The 23872-nt window shown below is 48.6% G+C and carries 18 protein-coding genes; 4 read left to right on the top strand and 14 right to left on the bottom strand.

Features of this window, described 5'->3' with window-relative positions:
• The first annotated feature begins 14 nt into the window (after positions 1-14).
• Entirely contained in the window at positions 15-869 is an 855-nt protein-coding gene (locus tag ABD014_RS07420; RefSeq protein ID WP_343859343.1) for a DegV family protein, read from the top strand.
• A 501-nt stretch (positions 870-1370) separates the two neighbouring features.
• On the opposite strand, the gene ABD014_RS07415 is transcribed toward ABD014_RS07420, so the two are convergent.
• The 7 genes from ABD014_RS07415 to ABD014_RS07385 form a co-directional block, all read right to left on the bottom strand.
• Positions 1371-2801, bottom strand: a complete 1431-nt coding sequence (locus tag ABD014_RS07415; protein ID WP_343859341.1) for a SpoVR family protein — start codon at positions 2799-2801, stop codon at positions 1371-1373.
• A gap of 1 nt (position 2802) precedes the next feature.
• Complete coding sequence (yhbH, locus tag ABD014_RS07410; protein ID WP_343859338.1) at positions 2803-3966, bottom strand: sporulation protein YhbH; 1164 nt, start codon at positions 3964-3966, stop codon at positions 2803-2805.
• Between the two features lie 210 nt (positions 3967-4176).
• Positions 4177-5961, bottom strand: a complete 1785-nt coding sequence (locus tag ABD014_RS07405; RefSeq protein WP_343859335.1) for a glycoside hydrolase family 9 protein — start codon at positions 5959-5961, stop codon at positions 4177-4179.
• 93 nt (positions 5962-6054) lie between these two features.
• Positions 6055-7026: an ROK family protein gene (locus ABD014_RS07400; RefSeq protein WP_343859332.1), complete on the bottom strand. Its 972-nt coding sequence runs from the start codon at positions 7024-7026 to the stop codon at positions 6055-6057.
• Between the two features lie 44 nt (positions 7027-7070).
• Positions 7071-7793, bottom strand: coding sequence for a 6-phosphogluconolactonase (locus ABD014_RS07395; protein WP_343859329.1), 723 nt, complete (start codon positions 7791-7793; stop codon positions 7071-7073).
• A 109-nt stretch (positions 7794-7902) separates the two neighbouring features.
• On the bottom strand, positions 7903-8739 hold the full coding sequence (locus tag ABD014_RS07390) for a YitT family protein (RefSeq protein WP_343859326.1): 837 nt from the start codon (positions 8737-8739) through the stop codon (positions 7903-7905).
• Positions 8740-9177: 438 nt separating this feature from the next.
• Positions 9178-11073 carry a PrkA family serine protein kinase gene (locus tag ABD014_RS07385; RefSeq protein WP_343859322.1) on the bottom strand — a complete coding sequence of 632 codons (1896 nt, stop codon included), beginning with the start codon at positions 11071-11073 and terminating at the stop codon, positions 9178-9180.
• Between the two features lie 685 nt (positions 11074-11758).
• Here ABD014_RS07385 and ABD014_RS07380 point away from each other — a divergent pair.
• A complete protein-coding gene (locus ABD014_RS07380) occupies positions 11759-12496 on the top strand; it encodes a DUF2161 domain-containing phosphodiesterase (protein ID WP_343859319.1) in 738 nt (245 codons plus the stop codon).
• Between the two features lie 96 nt (positions 12497-12592).
• Here ABD014_RS07380 and ABD014_RS07375 read toward each other — a convergent pair whose 3' ends face one another.
• Positions 12593-14161 (bottom strand): aminotransferase class I/II-fold pyridoxal phosphate-dependent enzyme, encoded by a 1569-nt coding sequence (locus ABD014_RS07375; protein ID WP_343859316.1) that lies wholly within the window; start codon positions 14159-14161, stop codon positions 12593-12595.
• A 545-nt stretch (positions 14162-14706) separates the two neighbouring features.
• Here ABD014_RS07375 and ABD014_RS07370 point away from each other — a divergent pair.
• Both ABD014_RS07370 and ABD014_RS07365 read left to right on the top strand, forming a co-directional pair.
• Positions 14707-15111: a hypothetical protein gene (locus ABD014_RS07370; RefSeq protein WP_343859741.1), complete on the top strand. Its 405-nt coding sequence runs from the start codon at positions 14707-14709 to the stop codon at positions 15109-15111.
• Entirely contained in the window at positions 15108-16175 is a 1068-nt protein-coding gene (locus ABD014_RS07365; RefSeq protein ID WP_343859313.1) for a phosphodiester glycosidase family protein, read from the top strand. Before ABD014_RS07370 ends, ABD014_RS07365 begins: the two co-directional genes overlap by 4 nt.
• 438 nt (positions 16176-16613) lie before the next feature.
• On the opposite strand, the gene ABD014_RS07360 is transcribed toward ABD014_RS07365, so the two are convergent.
• From ABD014_RS07360 to ABD014_RS07335, 6 genes are all read right to left on the bottom strand, one after another.
• A complete protein-coding gene (locus ABD014_RS07360; RefSeq protein WP_068780187.1) occupies positions 16614-16859 on the bottom strand; it encodes an AbrB/MazE/SpoVT family DNA-binding domain-containing protein in 246 nt (81 codons plus the stop codon).
• Positions 16860-17110: 251 nt separating this feature from the next.
• Positions 17111-17575, bottom strand: a complete 465-nt coding sequence (trmL, locus tag ABD014_RS07355) for a tRNA (uridine(34)/cytosine(34)/5-carboxymethylaminomethyluridine(34)-2'-O)-methyltransferase TrmL (RefSeq protein ID WP_127001502.1) — start codon at positions 17573-17575, stop codon at positions 17111-17113.
• 420 nt (positions 17576-17995) lie between these two features.
• Positions 17996-19084, bottom strand: coding sequence for a 3-phosphoserine/phosphohydroxythreonine transaminase (gene serC / locus ABD014_RS07350; protein ID WP_343859308.1), 1089 nt, complete (start codon positions 19082-19084; stop codon positions 17996-17998).
• 160 nt (positions 19085-19244) lie between these two features.
• The gene (locus ABD014_RS07345; RefSeq protein ID WP_343859305.1) at positions 19245-20135 is read right to left on the bottom strand and encodes a hypothetical protein; all 891 of its coding nucleotides are present in this window, start codon (positions 20133-20135) and stop codon (positions 19245-19247) included.
• Between the two features lie 180 nt (positions 20136-20315).
• On the bottom strand, positions 20316-22427 hold the full coding sequence (locus tag ABD014_RS07340; RefSeq protein ID WP_343859302.1) for a glycoside hydrolase family 36 protein: 2112 nt from the start codon (positions 22425-22427) through the stop codon (positions 20316-20318).
• Between the two features lie 95 nt (positions 22428-22522).
• Entirely contained in the window at positions 22523-23839 is a 1317-nt protein-coding gene (locus tag ABD014_RS07335; protein ID WP_343859299.1) for an ABC transporter substrate-binding protein, read from the bottom strand.
• Positions 23840-23872 lie beyond the last annotated feature (33 nt).

Genomic DNA, 23872 nt, shown 5'->3' with positions numbered 1-23872 from the left:
AGGAGGACTACTCAATGGGAAACCTCAAAATATTCGCTGACAGCACATGTGACCTGCCATCCGATTGGATTGGGAAATATGACATTGGAATTATTCCCCTGTATGTCACCTTTGATCAGCAGACCTATAAAGACGGCATTGACCTGGATACCCCGATGTTATATCAGAAGGTAAGCGAGACCAAAAAGCTGCCGAAGACGGCTGCCCCTTCACCCGCTGACTTCATTCAGGCCTTCACTCCAGCCATCAACGAAGGCAAGGATATCCTCTATATCAGCTTGTCGTCCGAGCTCTCCTCTACGTATCAGAACGCACTGATCGCGGCAACTGAATTCCCTGAGGGCCGAGTTCGTGTATTTGATTCACTGAACCTGTCTACCGGCATCGGTCTGCAGGTGATGAAGGCATATAGAGCAGCCGAAGCAGGCAAGAGCATCGAAGAGATCATGGACCTTCTGCACAGAACCCGCCCGCAGGTGGAGACGGAATTCGTGATCGATTCCCTCGACTATCTCTACAAAGGCGGACGCTGCTCTGGGATGCAGAACCTGGTTGGCAGCCTGCTCAAGATCCGTCCAGTCATCAAAGTGATCGATGGAAAAATGACGCCCGCCTACAAAGTGCGCGGCAGCCGTGAGAAGGCTCTTCATCAAATGCTGGACAACGCGCTTGCTCGCATCGGTGAGATGGACAATGACCTGATCTTCGTCACTCATTCGCTAGCGGATGAAGATGCCGACCAATTGAAGAGCATTCTGCAGGAGAAGACCGGAGCTAGAGAAGTCGCCATCTCCAAGGCCGGCTGCGTCATTTCAAGCCACTGTGGTGCGAAGACAATCGGCATTCTGTACACGAAGAAAACAAGCTAACTTTCTAGCTTGACGCTTAAGAGTACAAGCATAGATAAAATAAAAACCCGTCTATCTAGGCGGGTTTTTATTTTCGCGGAACCTTCTCTAACGAAACAGGATATCGCTATTTAGGCCAAAAAGGGCAGAAAATCATTTTAACGAAACTGGGTATCGCTATTGAAGCAAATAAGCGGCTAAAAGTCTGGATTTCATTCAAATAACGATATGTAGTTTCGTTAGATATAATTTCCCGCTGTCTTTGAGCCAATAGCGATCTGTAGTTTCGTTAGCAATTGAAAAGGGCTCCGCACCGCATGAGCTTTTCAACAATCTTGCATCGTGCGCATTTCTCCCTGTGTGCCAAGCCTGCAAAGATGCAGGCTTGGAAGCGTATATAAGCTCTTTAGGTTATCATTCCCTGCAAAAATGCAGTTTTCTTCTCAATCTTTTCACTTACAAGCCTAAGGTGGACCTGTGATACCCCGAATCGGCATTGAGCAGCCCTGGCCTGAACATCCGCTAGACAATCCTCCTGCTCACTTTATTGCCGTCATAACTGAACAGGGCGAACTTATTCTCTACGACTGTCTCTAGATGAACCGGCCTGCCCCAAAGCGTGTAGACATAAGGGAGAGTGCGCTCCAAATACTTAAGGTCCAGCTCAAGCCCGTCATATTGATGCTTCAACAGCAGCTCACCAGATCGGTCATAATCTCCGTCCTTCACGACAACGTAAGGAAATCCTCCGTTCATGCGGGAGACGACTAGTTGATCACGTACATTCTCCCACCCCTTGTCGGTAATTTTCCACTCTGGCCCTTGCTTCTCGAAAATATACAGATCCAGATCGTTCACTAACTGCTTCGTTAGATAGCTGCGCAGGAACGAAATATCTGAATCGAGCTCCCGCACCTCGAAGATTTTCTCCCTGCCCTGCCCTGGAACCCGCCCGAATCTCGTTCGTTCCTCCTCTGTCGGCTCGTTCCAGCGCCGTTCGATATCCTCGAAGATTTTCAGGCCTAGGTAATAGGGATTCAGACTTTGCGAAGGCTGCACAACGGAAGCGTTAAGCTTGGCGAATTCAATCGTCTCCTCACTGCTCAAATCCATCTCGCGCAGAATTCGCTGATGCCAGTAAGAAGCCCAACCTTCATTCATGATCTTCGTCTCCATCTGCGGCCAGAAATAGAGCATTTCCTCGCGCAGCATGCTCATAATATCCCGCTGCCAGTCCTCCAGATGCTCCGAATACTCCTGGATGAACCAGAGAATATCCTTCTCCTGCTCCGGTGGAAAAGGAACCGCATCCTCACCGTCCGAGAGCGCCGCGCCCTGATTCTCCAGCTCCCACAGATCGTCATACTCTCCCTGCCGGACAGGCGCCTTCTTCTTCTCCTTGGCTTGGCGCTGCTTCTCTTCCATTTGCTGTCGCTTATCATAGCGATGTGGCTTAATTAGCTGCGGATCGACATGCTCCTGAATGGCTAGAACGGCATCGATGAACGCCTCCACCTTGCCCGCACCATGAATCAGCTCGTAACGATTAATCCGCTCTGCCGTCGCGGACATACTCTCAACCATATCGCGATTCGTAGCCGAGAAGCGGAGATTGTTCTTGAAGAAGTCGCAGTGAGCCAGCACATGGGCGATGATCAGCTTATTCTGTATCAGCGAATTACCTTCCAGCAGAAAGGCATAACATGGATTGGAATTAATGACGAGTTCATAAATTTTGCTTAATCCGAAGTCATACTGCATCTTCATTTTATTGAAGGTTTTACCGAAGCTCCAATGACTGAAGCGAGTCGGCATCCCATAAGCCCCGAAGGTGTAGATGATATCAGCCGGGCAGATCTCATAACGCATCGGATAATAATCCAGCCCGAATCCATCGGCGATCTCCATAATTTCCCGAATCGAATACTCCAACTGTTCCAGCTCAGCCACCACGTTATTTGCCTCCTTCCCGTTTGTGGAAAAAGCGTTTCAAGGCCTGGTACACCTCACCCTTCTCCTTAATCACATAGTACAGAAACCGTTCATGCTTCAAATTGCGATAAGCGGACATTAAGGTGCTGCCGCGGTTGTATTGATTAACCTCCCCATAGCCGAACATGTTCGAGCGCTTCAGGAGCTCGTTAATAAGCCTCGTGCAGCGTTCATTGTCTGAAGTCAGATTATCGCCATCGGAGAAATGGAAGGGATAAATATTATAGCTGGACGGAGGATACCGTTCATCTATAATCTCCAGCGCCTTCTGATAGACGGAAGAGCAAATCGTTCCGCCGCTCTCGCCGCGAGTGAAGAAATCCTGCTCGCTGACCTCCTTCGCTTCCGTATGATGAGCCAGGAACACGATTTCCACCTTCTCATACTGCCGACGTAGAAATCGGGTCATCCAGAAGAAGAAGCTGCGAGCACAGTACTTCTCAAAATTGCCCATAGATCCACTAGTATCCATCATGGCAATAATGACAGCATTGGAGCGGGGGACCTTGACATCCTCCCACGTCTTATAACGTAGATCGTCCGGTGAGATGCCATGGATGCCCGGAGAGCCGGAGGTCGCATTACGACGCAGGTTTTCTAGAATTGTCCGTTTCTTATCGATGTTGGACATCAGTCCCTTCTTGCGGACGTCGCTGAATCGGAACGAGACCGTCTCCATCTCCTCTTTATCCTTATCCTCAATAAAGGGGAGCTCCAATTCATTGAACAGCATATCCTCTAGGTCCTCGATGCTGATCTCGGCTTCTATTACATCATGTCCGGGCCGATTGCCTGCTTTCCCTCCTTTGCCAGCATCCTTCGGTTGATCCTGAGCCAGCACATCGCCAACTTCGCTGTCCCCATTCCCTTGCCCGACATGCTTCTGCTTCTGAAAGTTATGGATGAAGCGATATTCCTCCAAGTTACGCAGTGGAACCTTGATAATCTGCTTGCCGTCCGACATTATGATATTCTCTTCCGTAATCAGGTCCGGCAGATTCTGCCGAATGACTTCCCGCACCTTCTCCTGGTGTCGCTGCTGATCCTGATAGCCTTTGCGATGCAGCGACCAATCTTCCTTGGAGACGACGAAGTTGAACTTATTCTGTTCAAATGAAGATGACACAGTGGGCACCTCCCTATTGGAATGTCAGGGGATTAAAAAGTAGCTGTAACTAAGTATATTCAAGCAGCGTGACGATATGTGAGGGAGAAGTTGCGCAAGTATAGCCCATTGCCCGAAATAGAGTAGAGCAGCTATAACAAATAAAACCACCGGAGCCTCAGTCCAGTGGTTTATACATGATCTAGTCTATATGTTCCCAAATTGACTCGCTTACTGATCTTCGGAATCCGATAGGTCGCCAAGCACAACCGCATACATATACCATGAAGCATGCGGCAGCCACTGCTCGGCCCAGCGCCAATTGTCGTCAACGACACCGGGCTCGGATCTGACGAACAATTCAATGTCTTCTTCATCAGTTAATCCAGAGGTAATGCCATTGCAGATTCCCCCCGGACAGTTCATATAGTCGAACCCATTCACAAAATGGTACTGCGGATTGTTCCGCCCGGAGCCCTGCAGCATGCAGCTGTCAAATGGATTAAGTCCAAGAATCCAGCTCAACTGGGCGTCGGCATAAGCTAACAGCTTTTCCTTAAACTCAGCATCCTTCGCTTCGGTCAACTGCTTGGCCAGCAGTCTGGCTGCTACAGCTAAAGACGCAAGGCGTGCGTTCTCCCCTTGCCACCAAGGTGAGACCTCTGTCTGGTGAGGCAGGAAATAAGAAGTATATCGTCGTCCATCACTGCTCTGTACCCATTGTCTCGCCAGCCCGAATGGATTGACACCCTCTGCGGTAATCCTCAATTCAGATTCCATGACCCGAAGGGCCGCTTCCATTACCTTGCTACGGCGTGACGAATTCTTCTCAATCTGCAAATAATTCAGCAGCGATACTACCGGAAGGCCGGCATCTGAAGCATGGAAGAACGGGCGTCCCTCCTCATTGGCACTCCAATAGCAGCCCCATTCTGCACTTGGCTGTAAATAACCGATTAAGCGCTCGGCGCTCTCGCCTGCTTGTTTCAGATAATCTGGATCCAGGGAGGCCTGGTACAATTCAACTAATGCGGTTAATATACAATATTCATCCAACAGATTCGGTTTGCCATCATTCAAATACTTGGCATTATTCTCTGCAAGATATTCATACGACTCACGGGCTGCCTGTAAATATTGCTCGCGCGAATAGTCTCCAGGGTAGGCGTGCCGGCTCGCAGCAGCCAGCGCAGCGATGGCAAATCCAGCGCCTTGACGGAATCCTGTCTCATAAGACTCCTCGGTAATCACTTCAACATCCGCCGTTGCCGCAGCTCCGAACTGGGAAGAAGAGTTCTTGTACAGGAACGAGATCCTCCGGTCCTCCGCCTTCATGAACTCTCCGCTGCGTCTAACCGAGCGGAAGAAGCTGCCCGAGGGCGCCCTCATCCGGAACATATAATCCGCACCATAGATCGCTTCATCTAGAAGTCTGCGCTTGAATTGGTAATAATGCCGATTTCCCGATTCCTCGAGCAGCTCATGCGCCTTGAACAGAACCCAGGCCGTAAAGGAACCTTGCTGCGGATTGAAATAAGTCGCATGCGACAGATGTGATAGATGCTTGCCGTAATCCCCGGTCGCATCGTACCAACCCCCGTGCAAGTCATACTGTCCTTCCCGCTCCCCAGCGAACGGGATATTCCGGTCAGCCCGGTCAAAATCTCCGCTGCACCGCTGAGCTTTGAAGTAGAAGATGACATCCGATAGACTTTGCTTCCCAAGCAAATTATCTTCTACAGCAAAATCATAGGAACGAATGACGCCCTGTGTCGTATCACATTCGATTACATATCGCCCCGCGGCCTGCAACGCATCAAAATCAGCCGTCCAGAAGTGCCAATCCCTCCATCTATCCACCGTTCCACAGCGCTGAGCACTTCCTGAATAGACCGTCTGCCCGCTCGCCTGATCCACAACCCGGAAGCTGCTGACCTCATCGGTGCTGTCGCCCATGATGACAGCATGCTTAGTTCCCTTTCGCTCATATCCGATATGATTAATTAATATTTTCATCCAGCCATTGTCCTCTCTCCCTAAGCTACTCACATCATTTATTAGTTGGAATCATGTTTGTCCGAATGAGGCATTCGGGGAAAATATACGTAGTTACCCAATCTTCTCATAGTCCCATGCCAGACAGGCCGCTCCGAGCAATCCGGTCACCTGTGGACCGAGCTCGGTGAGTGATATCTCTTTCAGCCCTCTCCTCGACACCCCGATCGTATTCTGATATATAAAATCACTAAGCTCCTTCAACAGCCAGCTATCCCTCATCACTCCACCGCCAAGAATAATCGCTTCTGGGTTGAGGATATTCACCAGGTTAACCAGCCCGATCCCGATCGACCAGATGAACTCTTTATGTATCTTCATCGATAGTGGATCTCCCTTACGCGCCTCTCTAAAAATATCCACGGAAGTAATACCACCTGATTGAATGAGAGGGGCCAGTCTCGATTTCGGATAGTCGCTAATCCAGCGGATTGCCCGTTTGATCATTCCGTCTCCTGATGCGGCAGATTCCAGACACCAGCTACTTCCACACATACACTGCTCCATATCACGTCCGACGAAGGTATGACCAATCTCTCCGGCATAATTGGAGGCTCCCCTAATCAGCCTGCCGTCACTAATGATCCCCGCGGCAATTCCAGTGCCGATATTAACATATAGAAAATGGCGATACTCCCGGCCTTTGCCGAGATGAAGCTCAGCCAGAGCCGCCGTATGTACATCATTATCGATCGCTACATTCATTCCGTAACGTTGCTTCAGATCATCCCTGAAGCGAATCATTTCCATCCCGGGCACCCTCATTGTCCCAAGCCAATCCCCCTGTTCAAAATCAACGTGGCCAAACACTCCAATTCCGATATTTACAGACATATTCTCTTCACGGCGTCCATGGATATAATCCGCAATGGAACGATAGATACTACCCTTCAGCGAGGACTCTGTGCTAAGATCGATCCCGTATCTGGCATGATGAATAATATCACCCTGACGCGTTACCGACCCGATCAATATTTTCGTCGCACCAATATCAATTCCTACAGTTACTGGCTCATCAACACGCATTTGGCTAGATCTCCTTTCTATTTATCCCTGGATCTGAATCGTGACTACAGTAGCTCAGCTGCTGCCTTGTCCATAATAATCGTCAGGCTAGGATGCAGTTGCAGAACAGAAGCTGGGACATCCGTAGTTATCGGCCCCAGTAAGGCCCGCCTAATGATCTCGGACTTGCCCTTCCCTTTTGCCAGGAGCAGAATCTGCTTCGATCTCATAATCCGTCGGATTCCTACGGTAATCCCTTGTTCGGGTACGCTGCCGACTGCGCCGAAGAATCCGGCCTTATCCTGAGTCGTGCGACTGGCTAGATGAATTACATGTGTATCCAGATGGAAAGGGGTCCCCGGCTCATTAAATCCAATATGACCATTGCTCCCGATCCCGAGAATCTCAAGATCAACAGGATACTCATCAAGAAGTCTATCGTAGGTACTACAAGCCTGCTGCAGATCTTCGGCCATGCTGTCCGGCATATAAATATGGTCGCTCTGCACGCCGATAGGGTTCAGTACCTGATGACGAATCCGATAGCTGACACTTCGCGGATCATCTGGAGATAGACCGACATACTCATCCAGTGTAAACGCCTTCATTTTTGAGAAATCAATACGCCATTGACGACACAACTGGGCCAACTCCCGATGAACCCCAACCGTAGTCTCGCCTCCTGCAAATGTAATTACGCTCTCAGGCTTCGCTACAACTTGCTTTGTAACTTCAAGTGCAGCCGCAATATGAAACTGTTCTTCCGTATCTTCCACAATGATCCTCATGAAGCACCTCCCAAGATGTGTAATCACCTCTATATTAACCCCTCTCTACCTGGAAGTGAGGTAGAAAATCTTCTAATAAGGGGTTAATATTCTACAAAAAAAGAGCCGTCTATTTTGACAGCTCCATAAATCCTTCCCCGAACACATCGCGTACATCATGGATGGTAATAAATGCATTCGTGTCGATCGCCTTCACGATCTTCTTCAGTTGACTGATCTCTTGCTTATTAATGACAATATATAAAATTTCCTGCGGTAGCTTCGTATAGAAGCCATGTCCGTGAAGCACAGTCACGCCCCGCTCCATCAGAACATTCACCTGCTCCGCGATTCTGTTCTGCTCCTTGGATACGATCATCACCGCTTTTCTCGGATTCAAGCCTTCAATGATGAAATCCATCACCTTAGTACCGATAAACAGCATCACAATGGTGAACATCAGGCTCTGAACACCAATAATGAACAAGGATGCAAACACAACGATCAAATCGAAGAACAGCAAAGCATAGCTTACATTCCAATCCAGATACTTATTCATGAGCCGTGCGAGAATCGTCGATCCTGCTGTCGTTCCGCCAACCTTAATAATGAGCCCGATACCCACCCCGGCAAATACGCCGCCGAAGACAGCATTCAGCATCAAATCATGGGATGCGATGCTCCAGCCCTCTGTAAGATACAAGAAGAGAGAATTAAATACGACAGCGATAATTGTATATATAGTTGTCTGCTTATCCAGGAATTTGTACCCGACCACCAGTAGTATAGAATTAAATATGAAGTTAACAAGACCAGGAGACCATTGGAATAAGTAGTACAGAATGATGGTGACCCCGGTAACTCCCCCCTCGCCAAAATCATTAGGAATAACAAACAGATTCACATCCAATGCAAAAATTAAAGCGCCCAAGATGATAGTTGCAATATCGGTTATTCTCTTTTTCATGAAGTAAGCCCCTTCTTGTGAGTATGTATGGTGTTACCACTCGCGCTAAAATCATGTAGTTCCGGCCGGTCCGTAATAAATTGGAAAGAGCGCACCGCGGCAAGGGTACGCTCTTCTTCTCAATATGGATTGTACTGTGCTCCGAACCATTTAGCCGAACAAGCCTGCTATTTCATTGTAGTGGAAATATTATGATTTGTTAAGCCATTTTCAGAAAACGAATAAATATACAAATGATAACGTCTTTGGCTGATTTCACTGTGCATTGGCTCATAAAGCAGCAGCTATGTTGCTATAAAATCCCCCCTTCTTATCGCAAAAAAAGAAGCCCGCCACTATCCAGTGGCAGACTATAATCCATAAGATAAGCTTATCTTCCTATAGAAGCAGAAAGCCCATACCCCCAGTCATGTCTCCTGCTCCTGATAGCGGGATAATCTAACGGTTCAACAGGCTCCCCACATAGCGCAGCAGCTCATTCGCGCATACAGGGCAATAGCCATGCTCATCAATCAAGCGCTTGCTGACTTCATTGATGCGTTTTAACTGACTCTCATCCGGTGTCTTGGTCGAGGTCGTTATCTTGACGATATCCTTCAGATCAGCGAACAGCTTCTTCTCGATCGCTTCACGCAGCCGATCATGATGATTGTAATCGAATTTGCGGCCTTTACGGGAGTAAGCGGAGATGCGAATCAAGATCTCTTCACGGAACGCTTTTTTGGCATTTTCAGAAATACCGATTTGCTCTTCAATGGAACGCATCAGCCGCTCATCCGGATCAAGCTCCTCATCCGTAAGCGGATCGCGCCGCTTCGTCCAGTTGCAGAACGCTTCGATATTGTCGAGATAATTCTCGAACAGTGTCTTGGCCGACTCTTCGAAAGAATAGACGAACGCCTTCTGTACTTCCTTTTTCGCGATCTCGTCATACTCCTTGCGAGCAATGCTGATGAAGTTCAAGTATCTATCGCGTTCCTCCTTCGTAATCGAAGCATGCTGATCCAGTCCATCCTTAATCGCCCGAAGAATATCAAGCGCACCCATGCACCTAATATCCTGCTTGATCAAGGCGCTGGATATCCGGTTAATAACATAACGCGGATCGACCCCGGACATCCCTTCCTCCAAATACTCATTCTGCAGTTCTTTTAAATCCGCATCTTTATAGCCCTCTACCTCTTCCCCATCGTAGAGGCGCATTTTCTTAATGAGATCGACGCCTTGCTTCTTCGTCTCCTTCAGACGAGTCAGTATAGAGAAGACCGCCGCGGAGCGCAGAGCATGCGGAGCAATATGCACATGTCCCATATCGCTCTGGCCGATCAGCTTGGCGTAGATTTTCTCCTCTTGCGATACTTTCAGGTTATACGGGATTGGCATGATGATCATCCGCGATTGCAGCGCCTCATTCTTCTTGTTCGCGATGAAGGATTTATATTCCGATTCGTTAGTATGCGCTACGATGAGCTCATCGGCTGATATCAAGGCAAATCTTCCCGCTTTGAAATTACCTTCCTGTGTTAAGGACAACAGGTTCCAGAGGAACTTCTCATCGCATTTCAACATCTCCTGGAACTCCATCAGACCGCGGTTTGCTTTATTCAATTCACCGTCAAAACGGTAAGCTCGTGGATCGGATTCAGAGCCAAATTCCGTGATCGTCGAGAAATCGATGCTTCCTGTCAAGTCAGCGATATCCTGTGATTTCGGGTCCGAAGGACTGAATGTGCCAATCCCGATCCGCCCTTCCTCAGATAACAGCACCCTCTCTACCGGCACCTTCTCGATATCTCCATCAAACTCTGTACGAAGTCTCATCTGGCAGACCGGGCAGAGGTTCCCCTCGATTCTAACTTGAAGCGCCTTCTCCACCTCCGGGCGCAGTTCATGAGGAACGAGATGCAACGGCTCCTCATGCATCGGGCAGCCGGAGATTGCGTAGACTGCACCGCGTTGTGTACGAGAGAATTGCTCTAGACCGCGCTTGAGCATCGTAACAATCGTCGATTTGCCCCCGCTCACCGGACCCATTAACAGCAAGATGCGTTTGCGGACATCAAGCCTTCTGGCCGCGGAATGGAAGTACTCCTCTACCAGCTTCTCCACAGCCCGATCCAGTCCGAAGATTTCCTGTTCAAAGAACTTATACTTTTTCCGGCCATTCAGCTCTTCCACGCCGTAAGACTCAATCATTTCATACACCCGGGCATGGGCCGTCATGGCAGGTGAAGGATCCTCAGCGAGCAGAGCGACATAGTCCTTAAATGTTCCGTTCCATGTTAAAGCATCGCTTTCCGCCCGGTAAGCCGCTATACGTTCAAAAATGTCCATGTTCGGTACCTCCTGTACTCCGCTTGGGGTCTCCCCGTCCCTTTGATCCTGACCAGCAATGGAATAACCTGCAGCATCATCATTTATTTAGTGAATTCTCTACACCTGACTCAATTAGAAAAAGTGTATTACATACCTATGCGGAAACAAGCAAGAAGTTGACCTTTTTTATCCTTATTAATTATTCCAGTCGGAATAGTACACTTTAATGCTTACATCATGCATATCATCGAGGAGAATTTCAGGCTGTGCTATAATTTGGGTTATAAGCTGGACCTAACCATCGGTGGATCGCTGAAGTCATGGCGACAGCATTTGCGATAGATTGAGTAAATGGGGAGTGCACCAAACCTTTCGACGATCTTTGCCTAATGGACAGGGATTTCTGTTCACGCACCTCCGATAAAATGGAGTCGAATGGCCTAACGTAACGCAGCAGGCTGGCATAAAACGGATCGATAGATAATCCAACGAAACTAGGTACCGCTATTTGTGCTAAAACAGGTCATTCGAAATTCTAACGAAACTAGGTATCGCTATTTAGTAAAAATGACGGCACTTTGGCCATATTTTCTCCTAATAACGTGTCTGTGTTTCGTTAGAATTTAAATCAGAGCTTTCTAGCGACAATAACGTTTCCCAGTTTCGTTAGCGTATAAATCTTGGAAGTAGAGGGAGATAGGGCATGGCAGTCAAGCATGAGACGGAATTGTATGCTCCGCTGAAGGCCTTTTTTGAGGAGCGGGGATATGAAATAAAAAGCGAGGTACGGCATTGTGATCTGGTCGGATACCGCCCAGAGAGCGATGAGCCGTTAATCGTAGAAATGAAGAAGAGCTTCAATCTGCCCCTTCTCCTGCAAGGGTTGGAGCGTCAGAAGCTCAGCGGCGAGGTATATTTGGCTGTAGAGCGAGCGCGAGCCAAGAAGGGAGCGCATAATCAGCGCTGGAGCGAAATTACGAACCTGTGCCGCAGACTCGGTCTTGGCTTCATAACGATTACGCAGTACAAGACGAAGAAGCCCTTTGTTGAGATTCACTGTATGCCTGGGGATCATCTGCCCGCGCCTTCGCAAAGGATCGTTAAGGCCCGGGCCGCCCGCTTGCAGTATGAATTTAATGAAAGAAGCGGCGATTATAACGTAGGCGGCAGCCATGGCACGAAGCTGATGACCGCGTACCGCGAGAAAGCGCTGCGTATCGCGATGGTCCTGCAGGAAGGCGGAGAGATGGCCCCCAAAGACATTAAGCTGCTGAGCGGCATCGGTCAGACTGCAGGGATTCTGCAGAAGAACTACTATCTCTGGTTCCGCAGAGTCTCGCGCGGACGTTATGTCTTGACCTCTGAGGGCGAGCATGGTTTGAAGCAATACGGTCACATCATCGAGGCATGGCGTAATGCCGCTCCTTCTGTGGAGGAGTAGACGCGTAGTCACCCCCTCCCCTTCAGCAGGAATTTTGCCTCCCATTCCTGCCTCTCACCGCATGCAATCCAGCATGGGGTTGTTTCATTTTTGTCTCTAACTCCTGGCCGTGAACTCGGCTAGGGCGTCTTCAATACGCGCTATTCCCTCGGCAATTCCCATTGCCGGATAAGCTGCAGAATTCAACCGAATCCAGTCCCCTTCCATGATCGGGGACTGTTTCAATTTCTCTGAAGCGGCGGCATAGCACCGTATGCCCGGTGTAAATGCCACACCTTCTAGCATGGAGGCCTTCAACAGCGCCTCTGAGACGATTCCTTCGGGAAGCCGTACCCACAGAAATAATCCGCTGCCCGGATCATGAACCTCGGCCTTCCTCCACTCTCTTCCTGTAAGCAGCTCCTTCATATATATCCGTCGGGTATTTAATTCATCCAATACCGCCGCAGTATGCTCTGATAATGAGAAGCGATCATCTGTCAGTAGCTTGTAGAGCATAAGGCAGGTCTGATTAGAAGCAGGGGCAAGCCCAGCTTCTTCGGTACGGGCGGCGGCGAGCCTGGCGAGCATCGCCGTATTGCCGCGCAGCCAGGCCAGCGGCAGCGATGGGAACATGGCCCGCTCGAACGAATCCAGCAAGACGACGCTCGTTCTTCTCCATTTGGCTTGGCTAAGCCATAAGGAGAAGATGGAGTCGGACGCTGCCCGGATCGATGCGGTGCCCGGACCGGGCACGCCTGCGCCTTGCGGCCTGGCAGGCGCCGGCCCAGCCCCTCCGGTAACCTGGCCCCCCTCCGGGGCCGTTACCGGGCCATCCTCGCCGCCACGCCCGGCGGCGTGTGCGAACCCCGGCACCCCGCAGGCGGTGCCGTCCTCGACGATCGGCACACGGTGCCGATCGCACTGCTCCAGCAGCGCAAGCATGCGCTGCTGGCTCCACACCGCGCCGGACGGCGTGGTGCTGTGCAGCGGCGTTACGTACACCAGCGCTGGCTTCGCCGCGCGGAGTTGACGCCGCAGGTCGTCCGGCAGCATGCCGTCCCGGTCACACTGGACCGGGACAAGGACCGCACCGCGGCGGCGCAGCGCCCACAGCGCCTCCGGCGAGCTGGGCGACTCCACCAGCACCGCGTCGCCCGGCAGCAGTAGTGCGCGGATCGCAAGCTCCAGCGCGCCTGCTGCACTGTCCGCCAGCAGCAGGCGGTCCCCCGCCTCTGCTGCTCTCTCCCCACCCTCCGCTTGCCGATAAGCGGAGGCCAGCCACTCCCGCAGCCGCTCCGAAGCCTTAGCCTTTAACTTCGTTGCTTCATCGATCTGGTCAGTCTCATTCGTCCGCGCCTTTATCGTTTCATCGACCTCACTAGTCTTATCTGATCCCAACTTTACCGCTTCTTCGGTCTCACCCTCTCTGGCGGCTCCATGATCATTAGCAGCCCCGTTTCTCTGACGGCGCTCTGTCCCCGGTTCTCGTCCAGCATCCTTCTTTCTCCTTCCCGATAATCCTAACTCATCCGCAATCCTCGCCAGAGGACCGCTCAGTGAAGACAACTCCCCAACATAACTCCCAGCAAAGGATATAAAATCTCCGTCACGAATCAAACCTTCGACATCGCTGCGGAATATGTCCGGCAGACGCCCGATCGTCTCCTTAAGCCAACCCTCCATATCCATTCCTCCCCTTCCGAATCATCGCCTTACGGCGATTGTACCTGAGGACAAATTGTAGCAGCAAATCTATTGTTACCTTTTTTCTTCTACTAGAGATTATCAACAAGTCTCTCATTTGATCAGCAAACCTGATCAAGGCCATCGAGGATGAGCGACTGCACTCCGATCACCCCGTATTTGACCTCAAGAATCCGATGCTCGGACAGGCGAGTAGTATTCTTATTTATGCATTTTAGTGACATCGATTCGAAACGGGTAACGGTAGACACAATGATCATTTAACGACAACACGGTCGCTTAGGAGGATAATTTCGAAAATTCTCATATCTAAGGGACATAGCTGCAGGCTATTTAGTGAAAATGTCTCTTTTTGCTATGTTCGCAGCATTTAGGTGTCCGTTACAGAATACACATCGGAAGCATAAGCTTTGGTGCTGAAAATCATACTTTTCGAACATGCACTATTAGAAATATTACGTTTTGCGAGAAACGATACCACATGATAGAATGTAATCTTGGAAATAAAAACTAGAGGTGATATGATGCATTACTCCACGGAGCCTATGTCAGATAGCGTCCCAAGCAGAAAGAAGCGCCGGCCTTCCGTTAAGATGATTCTATTAATCTGGATTCTTCTTATCGCCCTCGGCGTAACTGCCGCTTACTTATACAGCAATCATTTGAAAGATTCGATGATCGTACAGATGAACCTGGAGATACAAACCCGCACGGAAGCGATGAAGACGGATTACACGACCCAGCTATCCGCTCTTTCCGCTGAGATTCAGGAGCTTAACAGCAAGGTAGAAGCCTTCAATGAGCTACTGACCTTCACGAAGGATAATTCCAGCAATAAGACGGATAACAGCAATAAGCTGTACTCCCAGCTGAATGAAGTCAAAGAGCAGCTTGCCGCGCTGCAGAAGAAGATGGATCTGTTAAAATGATGACGTCACATAAACAAATCAATCGCTTCTTTTTATTAGTGACGGGTCCTTTTCTTGGACTTCTTATCGCCATGCTGATCAGCGGAACTAGTCTGCATGTTCAACAGAAACCTGTGCCATTTACAGTCAGCACAGATATCCCTGCCACCGCTGCAGCCATTTCCGGCCAGTTGGATCAGGCAAAGGAAGCAGCCCAGACAACGATATCTTCCATTAAGAAGACAGCTGAGCTGTACAATAAGACGACATCGACCATGTCGAAAATTGTGCAATCGTCGCAGAAAGCTGCCAAACAGCCTGAAACGATCTACAACAACAAAATTACGAGCAAGCTGGGTTCTCCATACAAGACTGTGGAATCCGACCGTATCAGGCTTGAGCTGTTCACCGTCAACCCGGGTACTTATCATGGCTATGCCATGAAGATCAAGCTGAAATCGCCGGAAGCGATGCGAATGACCCTGGGCAAGGACAAACTAGGCAGTTCTGAGACGACACTCGCTGCAGCCAAACGTTATGGAGCGGTCGCAGGAATTAATGCCGGCGGGTTCGCTGACTCCAAGAAGGGACGTTTCCCGCTAAGTACAACCGTACTGGACGGCAAATATTTGGGCGGATTTGAGCCCAGCTACAAGGATCTCTTCTTCGTAGGATTGAACAAATCTGGCAAATTGATCGGTGGGCAGTTCTCGTCGCAAGAGGAGCTGGACCGGCTTCATCCGGAATTTGGCGCTTCCTTCGTACCGGTTCTGCTTAAGAATGGACAGAAGAAGCAGATTCCTGACAAATGGAAAACCTCGCCCTTGCGGGCTCCGCGCACCGTCATCGGTAATTATAAAGACGATCAGCTGCTTATTATCGTCGTGGACGGATATAACGAGAACGGCGGGTCTGGAGCGACCCTGGAGGAGATTCAGACCAGATTGTACAAGCTCGGCGTGCAGGACGCCTACAATCTGGATGGCGGCGGTTCTTCTTCACTCGTCGTTAACGGGAAAATTGTGAATCAGCCCTCTGATGGGCAGCTTCGTCCGGTCCCTACTCATTTTCTGTTTTTTAAATAGCAAAAAAGACCCCTTCACCAGTAATCTCATTCTGTCTGTGAAATATATCATATTTTGATTTATTTTTACCGCAGAGATGGATATAATAGGAACAAGAGATGTTAACCTGGAGGTGTCGTCCTTGTCTTTCTCATTAACATTCTGGATTATTGCCATTGTACTGGCTATGTTCCTGTGCGGAATTCTTACTGCATCCTATAACGATGATAAAACAAAAGGCCTGTAATAAATAAGCTTCCCTTCATAGGGAAGCTTATTTATTACATTTAGAGGTTGTTCAAAAAGTCCGCTTTGGATAAGAAAACCTCAAACGAGGCTATTCAAGGATAGGTGGCCGCGATTTAAAGGTTGGTTTTCTTCGATTGAAGCGTTTTGAAAAAACGCACATCGGTAGCCTAAGCTTCGGTGCTGAAAACCGAACTTTTTGAACAAACACAATTAGGTCAAATGGTTCATCTCGACCAAGCACTGATTGCAGATCGAGCGCTCCTTGAAGTCGCTAACATTGTCCATAGAGCCGCAAAATACACATTTTGGGCGATATCTTTCCAGAATAATATGATCACCCTGTACAAGGATTTCTACAGGATCTCCCTCATTCATTTGATATCTTTTGCGCAGCGACTTAGGCAATACGATTCTCCCCAGTTGATCCACTTTTCGGACCACTCCAGCTGGTTTCATGATACGATACACCTCTCCAACATAAAATTATTATGTAAAAAATAGAACGAAATACCTATCTAATAATATATATTTCGCTATTTTTTTGCAGATTCCTGCTAATCTCGACAGTAAAAATGCTTCGCCTGGTTACTCCGATCCCGAAACTGGTTAGCAGTAGGTTATGTATTTGACCACGCCGACTAATATCTAACATCAGTATCGACAATTTAGCGGGCGCGGCCCGGTGATCAAACAGCGCGTAAGCGAGCTTACTCCATTCCAGGGAAGCCAATCTGTCTTAATGCCTCGTAGACAATAATTGCCGCCGAATTCGATAAGTTAAGCGAGCGCACTTTATCGCTCATCGGCATCTTCATTAATGTATCCGGATGCGCCGCGAGAATCTCCGGCGAGAGCCCTTTGGTCTCTTTACCAAACACTAGAAAATCCCCATCACGGAATTCAAGATCGGTATAATACTGCTTCGCCTTCGTCGTAGCAAAAAAGAAGCGGCTGCCCGCGTATTTCTCTTCTACTTCTTGGAACGAGTCATGATATTCAATATTTACCGCATACCAATAATCAAGACCGGCCCGTTTCATCGTTTTATCATCTGTACGGAAGCCGAGCGGACGCACCAAATGCAGATGAGCCCCCGTTGCCGCACAAGTTCTGGCTATATTCCCGGTGTTCGCCGGAATTTCCGGCTCCACGAGTACGATATGCAATGCCATGCTGATTAACACCTCATCAAATAATAGAATCTGTACTTTCCATAGCTGTCTAAGGGTAGTCCTCACCTATTATAACAGTTTAGCTCCCAAAGTATAAGAATGGTTTTAAAATTATAATCATATTAAAAGAGGTAGTTCAAAAAGTCCGCTTTTGATAAGAAAACTTCTAACGAGGTAATTCAAAGGGGAGCGACCGCGATTTAGAGGTAAGTTTTCTTGCGATATAGAATTTCATCAGCTTCCGCTGATAACGTATAAATTCTCTATCTAACACGAAGTGAATCAAGAAGATAACTCGGCATCGAATCTTGAATTCAACCGGGTCTTCTCGGTGCTGAAAACCGGATTTTTTGAACTCTCATTAAAAGAAAAACCCTCCGTCGCCATTTGCAACGGAAGGTTGATAGATTTCATGCTGTATTAGCCATTTTGCTGTTGGAAATGGTTCATAAAATCAACAAGAGCCTTGATGCTGTCATATGGCACTGCATTGTAGATCGAAGCGCGAAGTCCGCCGACACTGCGGTGGCCCTTGAGTCCGACAAAGCCCTCTTGCTCCGATTGCTTAATGAACTGCTTCTCCAGCTCTTCATTAGCAAGGCGGAACGTCACGTTCATCAGAGAGCGGCTCTCTTTGTCCGCACAGCCACGGAAGAAACCGCCGCTATTGTCGATCGCATTGTACAGCAGGTCTGCCTTCGCGCGATTGTTCTTCTCGACCGCTTGCAGTCCACCTTGTTCTTCAATCCAGCGCAATACTTCATTCACCATGTAAATAGAGAAGGATGGAGGTGTATTATAGAGCGAATTGTTGTCCGCCTGAATATCATAACGAAGCATGCTTGGCAGATGCTTAGGAGAATTGCTTATCAGCTCCTCACGGGCAATGACAACCGTTACCCCGGAAGGACCCAGATTCTTCTGTGCCCCTGCATACACCATGCCGAACTGAGTCAGATCGAATGGACGGCACAGAATGTCACTCGACATATCCGCAATCAGCGGCACGCTGCCGGTATCCGGATATTGTGTGAACTGGGTGCCTTCAATCGTCTCATTGGAGGTCAGATGCAGATAAGCCGTATTGTCTGGCAATTGGAGGTTGCTAAGATCAGGAATGGACATGTACTTGTCTTCCTCAGAGGAAGCAGCCACATATGTCTCGCCGATCAGCTTCGCTTCCTTAATCGCCTTGTTAGCCCAGCTTCCCGTCTTCACGTAAGACCCGACCTTGCCTTCAGTCAGGAGATTCATCGGAATCATCGCGAACTGCGTCGATGCCCCTCCTTGCAGGAACAGTACTTTATAGCCTTGCGGATTGCCTAGCAATTGCAGCAGGCGGCTGGACGCTTCATTATGAACTCCTTCATACACAGCCCCGCGATGGGACATCTCCATGATCGACATTCCTGTACCATGAAAATCAACAAATTCAGCTTGCGCGCGTTCCAATACCTCAAGCGGCAGTGCAGCCGGTCCGGCATTGAAATTATAAGCTCTCTTACTCATTTCTCCCATCCTCTCCTATTTCCCCTTATACCTGCGTAGTTTTTTGATAAGCATAATCATAGCAACTATTCTTTTCTACAGCAAGCTGATATTTCATGATATATCACCAATTCGCAGAATTGACACATTAACGCTTCACCAAGATGTAGCGATAATCATTTTATTTTGTAAAAAACTCATAGATTCTGGACCAGCTATAACTCTCGCCGGGAGCGACATTCAACTTAATAAATATTTCTGGCGAAATAACATGTTTCTCTCCCCATACCGCGATAGAATCTACCGGATATGTGCTAATCTCTCTGACTCCTGCCTGACTCTCGTGGTTATACAGCTCCCAGATCCACCCCTGAGGATGATAAGCTTGGGCTTCCCCCTGCAAACGAAAGTAAAACCAGCTATCCTGAGCACCGCTCCAGTTAACTTCACTGCCTTGGAATAATAGACTATCCATCGATCCCTCTTCATCTACTTCAGGAACCAGCTCGAACGGGAATTTCAAAGTATAACCAGGCCCAATCCCGTGCTGATCAATCCCAAGAAAATTATGATTATATTCTTTCGTAGAGATTGGCTTGCTGCCTTCATTATGCAATTTGTAATCTACTATCAAACGGTTGTCTTCTAAGCGAATCTCCTTCTCCAGTCGCACTGCATAGCCGCGGCACTCCTCCGGCATTACCGTAAAGCATAACTTGGACGAACCTTCTTGTTTAACCTCCTGCTGAAAAGGAATCACCGGATATTCTTTATGAAATTGATATGCCTCATCATCCACCCGAGTCAACAGACCCACTCCCAGCTTGGGAAACAACTCACCGACCTCGGCATCCTCATATCCGATCGGATCGGCGATGCCAAACTCATTGCACAGCCCTGCGCCACCTGTTCCGAGTCCGGGAACAAGGCTCTCCGGCACACAGAAGCTATGATTCCCCTGCCTTAGGGTCACTCCCGTAATAAAACCGCTCCAATCAAAACGCTTACCTTGATAAAATCCTTGCTCAGCAAAATCTACGATTAGATGATCGTTCTTTAATTGACAGCTCATTTAAGTTCATTCCTCTCCAATTGGCGCGTACATCTCTCCTTATCCTATCAAATAAGTATACCTCCCTCTGTATCATTCGTTAATATACCAAACAGCTTTTCTTAAAAAAAAGCCATATCTGCTCGGGTTGCTGCAGATATGGCTAATATATAAGCTGAACTAATAGTTGCCTGTCCGACTCTATTTCAGCTTTATTTCTAGCAGCCGCGCCGTCTTCGTCTCCGGCAGCGTAACCTTCAAAAGGCCTTCTCCCTCACTCCATCTCCAGCTGCAATCAAAACTTTGCGGATATGCACAACGAATTTCTAACCTCTTACCTTGCAGTTGTGGAAGCGATAGGCTGATTTCAGCCGATTCTCCATGGATGCGCCAAACTCCCAGGTAGATAGCGTCTTCGTGGCGAAGCCCGAGACAGATCCACTCATCCTGCTGCTTCGGCAGACCGAGCGGCCAGAATGGCAGCGCCTGCGGGATATGGTGGCGAATCGACTTGTAGTAATCCAGCGCCTCCTTGACCAGTTCGCGCCGGCGTGGGCTAAGCTCAGCCAGATGGCCGCTCTGATGAACACGCAGCAGCAGGGCGTTCACCATATTGAATACAACCTCCTCATCATCTCCTTCGCGGAGCGGGTACGACCAGATTGCCGACTGTTCCGGAGTGAGTGCAGAAGGTGATGCTGCAGCGATTGCCGCATAGTTCACATAATTCTCCTGATCACTCGTAGATTGAATGCTGTGGCGGCTAAGCATAGCATAATCCATCCGCATTCCACCGCTGGAGCAATTCTCAATTACCAGCTCCGGATAGCGTGCAAAAATACGATCCAGCCAGGCCAAATAAGCACGGTTATGCTGAAGCAGTCCATCGCCAACACTGTCAGCATCCTTCTCCGTACCGATACCCGCATTAATGTTGTAATCCATCTTGATATATCCTACCCCGTAATCCTCCACAAGTCTCCGAATGACTTCATCAGCGTGGGCAATGACATGCGGGTTGCGATAATCGAGCTGGTAACGACTGCGATCCTTTACTCTCTTTCCATGACGCTGAAAGAACCAGCTGTCATCCGTATCTTTTAACTTCGGGCTGTTGATGCCCATAACTTCAAGCTCCAGCCACAGACCGGGGATCATTCCTTTGCTGCGGATATAATCCAGCACATATTTAATTCCTTCTGGAAACCGCTCTGCAGATGGCATCCACTCGCCAACACCGTCCCACCATTCACCAGGCGCATACCAACCGGCATCGATACAGAAATATTCACAGCCTACAGCGGCAGCCGCATCGATTAGCGGAAGCAGCTTCTCCGTCGTCGGGTCCCCCCACAAGCAGTTCATGTAATCATTAAAGATGATCTTCAGATTACGATTATCTTCATTCGGCCGCCGGATCAGGCGGCGGTAACGTGTTAACTGCTGGGCGGCCTCATCGATAGAGCCTTGAACCTCCCCCACCGCAGCTGGCACTGAGACGAACTCTTCTCCTGGTTGCAGCGATATCCACCAATGATTATCATGCTCGGTCGGTCCGCTGATCAAAAGTGTCAATAAATCAGACTGATCGATAATTTCCCAATGCCATGATCCATTATGTTCGATTTGCCAAAACAGGTTTGTTCCGGCTTCATTATTCTCCAGAATAGCCATAGGAACATGCTCCGCCGCGGACCAAGAGCCAGTATTACTGCATGAGATGCGCTTGGAGCTTTTGTCGATCAGATGCGACAAGCCGAGCTCAGGCAGATAATACGACCGCCATTGCAATTCGCTCTGCCAACCATGATGCGGGATCGATAACAGCATTTTGCTATCCCTGTCCTCCTTGCCTACCTTATCAATTCCTGTCAACGCAAAGGAGGAAACGTATTCTACATCGATTGGTTCTGATCCTTTATTACACAGCTTCACCCAACAGCGGACAATGGGTACATCTTTATAGAATTGAAAGTGTTGAACCGCCTGTAAAGAAGTAACAGGATCGTTCAGTACAATCTCTAGCTTTCGTCCGTGCTCATTGCGAGAATCACGATGCGTCTCATAATGAAGCCTTAAGCCCGGATACGTCGCCCGATGTGTTCTTCCGTGGTACTCATCGCGATCCTCTCCCGTGATTTGCAATTCCATTAGACGGAACCCTCTTTTATACGCAGCAGACAACCCATTTACTTGACTCTCAACGTCCCGCCAAGCCGTCGTACCGAAATGCAATAATAAAATATCAAGCTTATCTGTCACCTCTAGTACCAGATTCAGCCCGTTCTCTTCAATTTTAATCAGCTGACTCATCGCTTCAGCACTTCCTTTCCTTTCAGCCTCCATATATAACTTAACTCAGCACCGAGATGCTGAGTTAAGGATAGAAATATTAGGGTTCGCAAGTGTTATTCCGCAGATCCAAGCTGAATCCAAGCTTTTTGAATTTCGTCGATCGTTTGTTCTTTGGATTGATTTCCGCCAATATAAGCCTGCATAAGTTCACCGAACTTTTGATGGAACGTATCCAGTGAGTAGTTGATAGACAAATCGCCAGAAGGCTGAGTCTTCAGAATTTCAACCATTTGTTTAGGCATATCCAGAAGCGGCATCGGCGCATCCTTAATTGGAGGAATTACTTTGGCTACATTGGAGAACCAGCCTTTACCGTAATCCGAAGTATATAACCAATTGAAGAATTCGATCGTTTCCTTGGCAACCTTCGAGTCTTTATTAATGCGTAGCGCTTGGTCAGCACCCGTAATAATGAGAGCCTGATCCGCTTTATCACTTACAGGGTAACCAGCGATACCGATATTGAAATCCGGATTGATTTTCTTAATTGCTTCTTCATCCCATGCGCCCTTACCAGTCATAAATGCGGCTTTTCCGGAAGCGAAATCACTTACCTCAGCGTTGCTGTCACGTTCTAGCGGCTTGTCAGTACCATGCTTAACTGTCGTATCTATGAAATTGAAGAAGTTATCGGACAGAATCGGATGTTCTTTGAAGGTTGTCTTTCCTTCGATGAAGCTGTCAACAAGCTCTTTCGGGCTCATATTTGCATCCTGGGCTGCAGCATCCACGAAATGCTGGAATACGTGCTTCCATACCCACCATTCTTTATAGGCGTTGGCAAATGGAGTGATGCCTTGAGCCTCCAGCTTTGTAACCGCGTCTTCCAATTCAGCTGTTGTCTTAGGTGCTTCTTGGATACCTGCTTTTTCAAGGAGATCTTTGTTATAGATAAGTGCGAATAGATTACCTTTGACCGGTAGGCCAAGCACTTTGCCGTCCGATGAACTCATATTCGAACGAATGGCATCTGTCATAGCTGCCGCAAGCGGCTCATTGGTCAAATCTGCGCTGTATTCGGCAAAAGTATCGATATCTCCGCCCGCAGTTGTTTGAAATACGTCAGGAGTGCTACCGGCAGCAATTTTCGATTTTAATACCGTGTTATAGTCAGCTTGCATAATTTCCAGGTTAATCGTTACGTTCGGTTTTACTTTTTTGTATTCTTCAATGTAAGCGTTAAATGCGTCTGTGTATTCTGGAGAAGCTGTAAACATGTTAATGGTCACCGGTTTAGAGGAATCCGCGTTGCCGCCATCGCCTGCCGCACCATTTGCCCCGTTGTCAGCCGCCTTGTTGCCACCGCACGCCGACAGAAGCCCCATCAACAATACTAAACTGAATGAAATGGCAAGAAACTTCTTCTTCATAAGGTAATGCCCCCACTTTCTTTGATTAGTATG

Origin of the sequence: Paenibacillus motobuensis (assembly GCF_039521865.1) — a bacterium.
GTDB classification, from domain to species: domain Bacteria; phylum Bacillota; class Bacilli; order Paenibacillales; family Paenibacillaceae; genus Fontibacillus; species Fontibacillus motobuensis.
The sequence above is the reverse complement of the archived record's forward strand: the minus strand, read 5'-3'. Positions and strand labels throughout refer to the sequence as shown.

What these genes read in the sequence shown, in the direction of transcription:
- ABD014_RS07405 (WP_343859335.1), bottom strand. Translation starts at nt 5,961, where the DNA reads ATGAAAATATTAATTAATCATATCGGATATGAGCGAAAGGGAACTAAG.
- ABD014_RS07380 (WP_343859319.1), top strand. Translation starts at nt 11,759, where the DNA reads ATGGCAGTCAAGCATGAGACGGAATTGTATGCTCCGCTGAAGGCCTTT.
- ABD014_RS07370 (WP_343859741.1), top strand. Translation starts at nt 14,707, where the DNA reads ATGCATTACTCCACGGAGCCTATGTCAGATAGCGTCCCAAGCAGAAAG.
- ABD014_RS07390 (WP_343859326.1), bottom strand. Translation starts at nt 8,739, where the DNA reads ATGAAAAAGAGAATAACCGATATTGCAACTATCATCTTGGGCGCTTTA.
- ABD014_RS07345 (WP_343859305.1), bottom strand. Translation starts at nt 20,135, where the DNA reads ATGAGCTGTCAATTAAAGAACGATCATCTAATCGTAGATTTTGCTGAG.
- trmL (WP_127001502.1), bottom strand. Translation starts at nt 17,575, where the DNA reads ATGGCATTGCATATCGTACTCGTGGAGCCGGAAATTCCGGCGAACACC.
- ABD014_RS07335 (WP_343859299.1), bottom strand. Translation starts at nt 23,839, where the DNA reads ATGAAGAAGAAGTTTCTTGCCATTTCATTCAGTTTAGTATTGTTGATG.
- ABD014_RS07400 (WP_343859332.1), bottom strand. Translation starts at nt 7,026, where the DNA reads ATGCGTGTTGATGAGCCAGTAACTGTAGGAATTGATATTGGTGCGACG.
- ABD014_RS07420 (WP_343859343.1), top strand. Translation starts at nt 15, where the DNA reads ATGGGAAACCTCAAAATATTCGCTGACAGCACATGTGACCTGCCATCC.
- ABD014_RS07365 (WP_343859313.1), top strand. Translation starts at nt 15,108, where the DNA reads ATGATGACGTCACATAAACAAATCAATCGCTTCTTTTTATTAGTGACG.
- ABD014_RS07375 (WP_343859316.1), bottom strand. Translation starts at nt 14,161, where the DNA reads ATGGAGGGTTGGCTTAAGGAGACGATCGGGCGTCTGCCGGACATATTC.
- ABD014_RS07385 (WP_343859322.1), bottom strand. Translation starts at nt 11,073, where the DNA reads ATGGACATTTTTGAACGTATAGCGGCTTACCGGGCGGAAAGCGATGCT.
- ABD014_RS07395 (WP_343859329.1), bottom strand. Translation starts at nt 7,793, where the DNA reads ATGAGGATCATTGTGGAAGATACGGAAGAACAGTTTCATATTGCGGCT.
- serC (WP_343859308.1), bottom strand. Translation starts at nt 19,084, where the DNA reads ATGAGTAAGAGAGCTTATAATTTCAATGCCGGACCGGCTGCACTGCCG.
- ABD014_RS07340 (WP_343859302.1), bottom strand. Translation starts at nt 22,427, where the DNA reads ATGAGTCAGCTGATTAAAATTGAAGAGAACGGGCTGAATCTGGTACTA.
- ABD014_RS07360 (WP_068780187.1), bottom strand. Translation starts at nt 16,859, where the DNA reads ATGAAACCAGCTGGAGTGGTCCGAAAAGTGGATCAACTGGGGAGAATC.